Origin of the sequence: Gracilinema caldarium (assembly GCF_029265695.1) — a bacterium.
In the GTDB taxonomy this organism is placed as follows: Bacteria; Spirochaetota; Spirochaetia; order Treponematales; family Breznakiellaceae; genus Gracilinema; species Gracilinema caldarium_A.
In genome coordinates this window covers 39,767-45,766 of record NZ_JAJUHW010000022.1, presented here as the reverse complement: position 1 = coordinate 45,766, position 6,000 = coordinate 39,767, and the positions used below count along the sequence as shown (strand labels likewise).

Here is a 6,000-nt window from a genome sequence, read left to right as displayed (position 1 = left end):
TTGTTCGAGTACATTGAGCAAAAAGGATACAGGGGCTTCGGGCCCAATGGCCCAGCCCTTTCTTACCAGATGAGCAGCATCTTCTATATCATCCACATTTTTAACAATGAAGTCATGTAATGGGGTTTTAAAAGAAGGGGAAATTCCTAACAAGTCTTCTAACTCTAAATACCGTTCAAGGGAGTCCCGAATCCTTTCTTGCACAGATTCTAAAACTCGTCCTTTAAGGGATTGATTCTTTCTGAAATTGAGCTCTTGGATATTTATTTTTCGGCTGGAAAAAAAGAAATCTACCGATACACCAAGAGCTTCGGCCAGGGCTATCAGGTGATTGCTGGAAGGTATCATTTTCCCCTGTTCGTATTTGCTAATCGCAGCCTTGGAAAGCTCATTTTTAAGTTTTGCCACCAGCGCATCCATCGACAGGCCAGCCATGATCCGGGCGGCGCGAAGCCGTTCTCCGAAATCGGTTTTCATTTCTGTTACCCTCTGTTAACAACATATATATCATTTATATATTTTGTTAACCATTTCCTCCCTAACTCCCCAAATGTATTCAAACATATGGAACGCCACTCCATAAATTTACACTCATTTATGGAGCAGCAGACCGCAGCTTATGTAAACATCAGTAGCAAGATTATGATTTATTTGCCATTAACTGTTTAATAATATAAAGGTCCGTCCCGTTGATGGCTTCAAGGTTTTCTGGTGTCATATCCCCGGGGACTTGGGGACTCAACTCAAGAATTTGTGCCCAAAGCGCTTCAGCTTGGGGGATGTTTCCTTCTGCAAGATTCGCATTGTAGAGCATCAGCATGGCTATAATTCTGGCTGGGGGCATTTCAGCATCTCCCTTTGCAAGAATGGATTCCAATATTTCCTTTGCCCTGCCGTTGTTTGTAATATCTAAATCATTAATCATGTCCTGGGCGACCATAACCTTACCAAAGGAATCCATCTTTTCAATCTCTTCTGCAGATGGCACCGATTCTTTTAATACAAATTGCATTTCTGCAATCTGATCACCGAGCAAGAGCAATACCCCGGATGCATTTTCATCGAGACCAATGAGTTGACCCTTTCCTCGCAGAATGTCCCCATCCTTGCTAAGAACTGCATTGGTCATAAAGATGATGATTTTATCACTTTTTATTTTTGCAGTTGGTCCAGGAGTAATAGTAGCTATACGAATTTCAAGGGGACTCTTGTCTTCAAAAAATTGGCCCATATATACCTGCCGAACAACTCCATCAGGACCATTGAGCGGTAAGTTATCTACGATATGGGAAAAAAGTTCAATTTTTTTATCCCGGGACAATTCCATATGCAGTTTCAGGGAATCCAAAACCGAAGACAAAATTTTAATCTTACTCCATGGGCTGCAATTCAAATACTGTGGATTTTCTACAGGCAGGGTAACGCTCAGCAGCTCTTGAGGCTCGAGCTTGTTGGGATCTTTTGATTCTCCCCTCACTATGGGTGGAGGCAGTGATTCTGTTTGCTCCGTTGCTGCAGTAGGATCATTGTCCTTTGCTGTTTCAGAAACGCTGGTACAAGAAAAGAGCAGAAATACTGCACATGCAGCCATACATCCTACTGCGACTCGCCGAACCAAACACAATTTGTTATTCATGAATACTCCTTATTGGGAAAAAAATAATTTTTTAATTATACTGGCTCATGTTTAATTTTGTCATTCCAAAAATTTATTTTATAAAGAAACAATCCCTTTAAGTGAGTTCTGGGAGTCGAGGGCCCTGGCATTAGTCGCACAGAGCCCCACCCTTGTACCGCTAGCAGAGCTCGGCGTCTAGGCTTTTTAGCCCTTGGTCTTCTTTTTAATAGGGATCCAGACTTCGCTCCGGTAGTTGGGGCTGTTATCCGTTACCGCTGGGTCCTCCTGCTCCGGATAGACCTCAAAGTCAGGGGTACCCGCATGCTCATATTCAGAGGCAGGGAACCAGTCGGTATAAATCTGCTTCCAGAGGTCCTGAATCGCTTGGGGCATGGGTCCCCGGCATTCAAAGACCGCGTAGGTTGCGGGCGGCAGCTGTACAAGCTGGCACCCCTGCGGAAGGTCCTTAAGGCTTTTGTTTCCCCGCTCTACCGCAATAGCGTAGGCAAAGCTGTTATCCTCCGGTTTGTAGTCATAACAAATGCCCAGCATGCCCATGGGACCGCAGTACTGAGCAAGCCGCTCTACCGAGCCATCCTTGGCCTTTTCCTGCCAGAACTGGGGAATAGCCTTTAGGTTAACCCCGCCGGTACTCGTTGTATGGAGCACCAGCCCCGCAAACTCCATGGCATCCCGCTGTTCAATCCGGTATTTCATCGATCTGTCTCCTTTGAGTATCACTGTAAGCTCTATGGGCGGCCAGAGTTCCAGGGGAACCGATGCGGAGCGGGCCTCGGAGGGCGTAATGCCGAAGAGGCGCTTAAAAGCCTTGGCAAAGGACTCAGGGCTTTCCCAGCCGTAGCGAAGTGCTACATCGATAACCTTGTCCTTCACTGCGGCTAGGTCCAGGGCCGCAGCGCTCAGCCTGCGCCGCCTGAGATACTCGGCGGGGCTCAGGCCAAAGACCACCTCGAACATCCTGCAGAAATGAAAGAGCGAACAGTTGGCCAGACGAGCCGCTTTTTCCATATCCGCCTGAAATTCAAGATGGGACTCTAAGTACTCTATTGCCTGCCTCATACGGCTTGCCCAATCCATCGAAACCTCCCCGATGTGGACACCCTCTAGCGGTGAACTCATCATCACTATATCACCATAAAAGATCCCGATCCTGTCTTTTTTTGCTCAGTCCTGACCGGCTGGGCTATACTGTAGTATACTTTTAAGATGACCGGTAGGTCCCGGAAGAATTGCGGAGGGTATACTGATGAAAAAACGTATAACGGTGCTTTTTGCGTGTACCGTTAATTTTGCGGCCAATGCCCAGTCCTGGAACCTGATAGATATGGGATTGAACCTTTTAGACTAAACCAACTACGATACCAAACTGGTCGTCCTTAACCGCGGGAACCGCTGGTCCCAAAAATGGCTCTACGAACAGGGCTACCTGGCAAACCGCACCCAGGTCTTTGCAACCTGGCTTGCGGGCCCTCCCGTATCAACCTTTACCGATGCCAACGGATTCCCGATCTGGATGTACAGCATAAAGCTTACCTATCCGAACGGAACAAGCCAGGAATTCGGGCCCTCCTATTTTTATACCCCGGGCTTTACCACCATGTTCCTGAATGTGGCCGGGGGACCGCTCGGGGAATGGATTATCGATTACTACCTCGTGCGCCGGGGCACCCAGGAAAAGGTCCCCGTCAGCCAGGTCCGCTTTACTCTGATCGAATAGGGGCAGTATTTCAGGACCTAAAATCGATGCAGAGAATGGTCCCCGACAGGGGGCCCCTGCTCAGATAAACCGAAATCGTGATGCACAGGGATCCAGTTGCCTGGGATATATAGGGAGGGGAATAGTAATGGGGCGACCCGGCTTTGATATACAAAAAATAATCTTTTTCGCTGTGGTCATCTCCCTTCCGTGCCGGCCGAAATAACGCGTTTTTGACCTTACAAATCTTCCCAAAATGGGTCTCGGTTATCTGTATACCCTTTTCAGAGAGGAGATACATACATTCGATCTGTTCATCAATATGCAACCATGATGATAGGACTACATCGGGGTCTGACTCGACACATTCCATCTCTATAATCATGGAAATGTGCTTTGCTTCCTGCATAAAATAGCTGCTCTTAATTTTCCCAAGCTGGATATGCTGCATCCGGTGCATGCCGGCCACATCGGTCGTTTTTATCAGGCTCTCACGCACCGCCGCTGCGGCACTGTCTGTGAGATCAAAGATGGGCCGGGATACGAGAAATCCTTGTATTACATCGATATTGCAATCCACCGCATCGGAAAGCTGCTGCATATCTTCAACACCCTCCAGAAGCGGCATGGCTCCAATGCTGGAAATGAGCTCCGCAACGCCCTTGAGCACCGATTGTCCGTATTCTTGCGAGTAGCGCCGGGCATGAAGCAGCTTTTTTGATATTTTGATAATGTCAGGCTGGATAAGGAATAATCGTTCAAGGTTGGAAAAGGCTTCCCCAAAATCATCGATAGCCAGGAGGAAACCGTCCCGCCGGCAAATTTCTACAAAAAAAAGCAAGTTTTCTTCCTGCTCTGCCTTTTGTTCCACCAATTCAATGACAATGCTGCCCGGAGATAATCCTGCAGATTCGATCATAGCGACAAATTTCCGGTACCCCTTTAAATCTGAATTGATGAGGGCCACATCAAAATTGATAAACAACAGGGCTTCGGGAAATAGAGCTCGGTATGCGTGCCACTCTTGGAGCGCGCTGTATTGGCAGGCACTGTCAAAAGAAGCAAGCCGCTCCTGTTTTTCGGCCATTTCATGCAGCGCCTCATAAGTAACCGGGGCTTGGCTGTTTCCTGCCATTCCCCTCGTAAGGGCTTCAAAGCCTATAACGGTTTTGCGCTTTATCGAAATAATGGGCTGAAATCCTGTTTGCAGGCCATAGAATCGGGCAGTATGTATAATATCATTCATTTTGATTCATCAACAGGGCAAGGAAGATAGAAATTGTAGGTCCACATCGGCACACAGTACACCTTTAAAGGCATCCGCTTCCATAAGCGGAACCGCGACGGTCATGCAGAGCGCCTTGGTAGCCGCTGATAAGTATACGTTTGAAACAAAGGGAGTTTTTGTTTGCCTGGGGATACGATAATAGTCCTTGGATGACCGATCGACCCGATAGCCTTCGGTTGTATCGTGAAGGCTGCGATAGTTCGGAGCATACACGTTATGGGAAATTTGGATTCCCTGGGCATCCAGCACATACAGCAGTTCGTAAAGCCCATGCCGGGAACTCCACTTTTCGAGTGTTTCATTTACCCGCTGTTTATCATGCAGACGATCCAGCGGAATATCGGCTGCCAGATCCTGTACTTCCCGGACAGCCTCCTGATGAAAGCCGGAAGCCGTTTTGGTAACATAGGCAGTCTCATCTTTAATCATGGTAAAGAGGGAATCCGCCATGGACTCTATCTGCTTGGACCTATCAAAGACGACGCCTGCCATTTCTTCCAGGGATTTTATTTGCACTATTGATTCTTTCCATTCCTGAATCTGTTCCTCCGCTAACGCCTTATAGCGGGCCACAAAACCATGCACCTCCTGGGTATTATCTTTTATCAAGACACTGTCTGATAAGAAATCCTTCATGGTGTTTTCCAACAGCCCGTGGGATTGAATGGAACGAGAAAGGTTTGCAAGAAGCTGCTGCAAGCTTTTTTCTATGCTGTCGGCCCGTTCTGTTACCGCGCTGGTAAAGGACCGGGATTGCTCCGCCAGTTTTCTCATTTCCTTGGCGATAATTGCAAAGGCCCTTCCCTTATCCCCAAATTTGGAAGCTTCGATAGCGGTATTTATGGAAAGTATATGGAGCAGGTCAAATATATTGGTGATCGCCCCTATGGATTCGAGCATTTTCCCGATAGAGGGAGATATTTCCTTGACATCGGACCACACGGACTGGATTTCTTTGCTGTTTTTCTGGAATAAATCCGCTACGGTCTGTTCTTTTGCAAGCCATTCTACGATGGTGTTTGTATTTTCCAGCAGTTTTTCCGAACTGGTTTGCTGGGTTGCCAGGGATTGCTCCAGAGATCTTACCTGTGATACAAGGCCGTTATGGATCTGGGCAGTCGTTTTAGCCTGATGCTCAGCCAGGGTTTCCAGTGAAAGGACCTGATCGTCCAGCTTGTGGGCTGTGTTGCATAGGCGTATCAGTTTAACCAGTTCTTCCGCAGATTCACAGGATGTATCCATGGTGGCCTCTCAGTAAGATGCAGTTCTCGCATATTACTAGCAGTTATCATGCCAAGGCTGCCTTTGCGAACGGCAATTTTCTGTTCCTAAAAAAAAGGCCAATAACCAAGTTTCCGCCGGATCTATATGCTTTTA

Annotated in this window: 6 protein-coding genes; 1 reads left to right on the top strand and 5 read right to left on the bottom strand. The window is 47.5% G+C overall.

Annotated elements, in window-relative coordinates; translation table 11 throughout:
* The 3 genes from Q7P68_RS08570 to Q7P68_RS08560 all read right to left on the bottom strand — a co-directional run.
* Positions 1–477: helix-turn-helix domain-containing protein (locus tag Q7P68_RS08570; RefSeq protein ID WP_304224797.1), on the bottom strand; the 477-nt coding region annotated here is incomplete at its 3' end.
* A 163-nt stretch (positions 478–640) separates the two neighbouring features.
* Positions 641–1,591: a hypothetical protein gene (locus Q7P68_RS08565; protein WP_304224796.1), complete on the bottom strand. Its 951-nt coding sequence runs from the start codon at positions 1,589–1,591 to the stop codon at positions 641–643.
* 231 nt (positions 1,592–1,822) lie between these two features.
* Positions 1,823–2,761 carry an AraC family transcriptional regulator gene (locus Q7P68_RS08560; RefSeq protein WP_304224794.1) on the bottom strand — a complete coding sequence of 313 codons (939 nt, stop codon included), beginning with the start codon at positions 2,759–2,761 and terminating at the stop codon, positions 1,823–1,825.
* A 391-nt stretch (positions 2,762–3,152) separates the two neighbouring features.
* Between Q7P68_RS08560 and Q7P68_RS08555 the strand changes: the two genes are divergently transcribed.
* The gene (locus Q7P68_RS08555; protein WP_304224793.1) at positions 3,153–3,356 is read left to right on the top strand and encodes a hypothetical protein; all 204 of its coding nucleotides are present in this window, start codon (positions 3,153–3,155) and stop codon (positions 3,354–3,356) included.
* Between the two features lie 10 nt (positions 3,357–3,366).
* Here Q7P68_RS08555 and Q7P68_RS08550 read toward each other — a convergent pair whose 3' ends face one another.
* Both Q7P68_RS08550 and Q7P68_RS08545 read right to left on the bottom strand, forming a co-directional pair.
* A complete protein-coding gene (locus tag Q7P68_RS08550) occupies positions 3,367–4,581 on the bottom strand; it encodes an EAL domain-containing protein (protein ID WP_304224792.1) in 1,215 nt (404 codons plus the stop codon).
* A gap of 9 nt (positions 4,582–4,590) precedes the next feature.
* Entirely contained in the window at positions 4,591–5,865 is a 1,275-nt protein-coding gene (locus Q7P68_RS08545) for a methyl-accepting chemotaxis protein (protein WP_304224791.1), read from the bottom strand.
* Between the last annotated feature and the right edge of the window lie 135 nt (positions 5,866–6,000).

Bases quoted from the DNA above. Each gene is read 5' to 3' on its own strand.
- Q7P68_RS08550 (WP_304224792.1), bottom strand. From the start codon at position 4,581: ATGAATGATATTATACATACTGCCCGATTCTATGGCCTGCAAACAGGA.
- Q7P68_RS08555 (WP_304224793.1), top strand. From the start codon at position 3,153: ATGTACAGCATAAAGCTTACCTATCCGAACGGAACAAGCCAGGAATTC.
- Q7P68_RS08560 (WP_304224794.1), bottom strand. From the start codon at position 2,761: ATGATGAGTTCACCGCTAGAGGGTGTCCACATCGGGGAGGTTTCGATG.
- Q7P68_RS08565 (WP_304224796.1), bottom strand. From the start codon at position 1,591: ATGGCTGCATGTGCAGTATTTCTGCTCTTTTCTTGTACCAGCGTTTCT.
- Q7P68_RS08545 (WP_304224791.1), bottom strand. From the start codon at position 5,865: ATGGATACATCCTGTGAATCTGCGGAAGAACTGGTTAAACTGATACGC.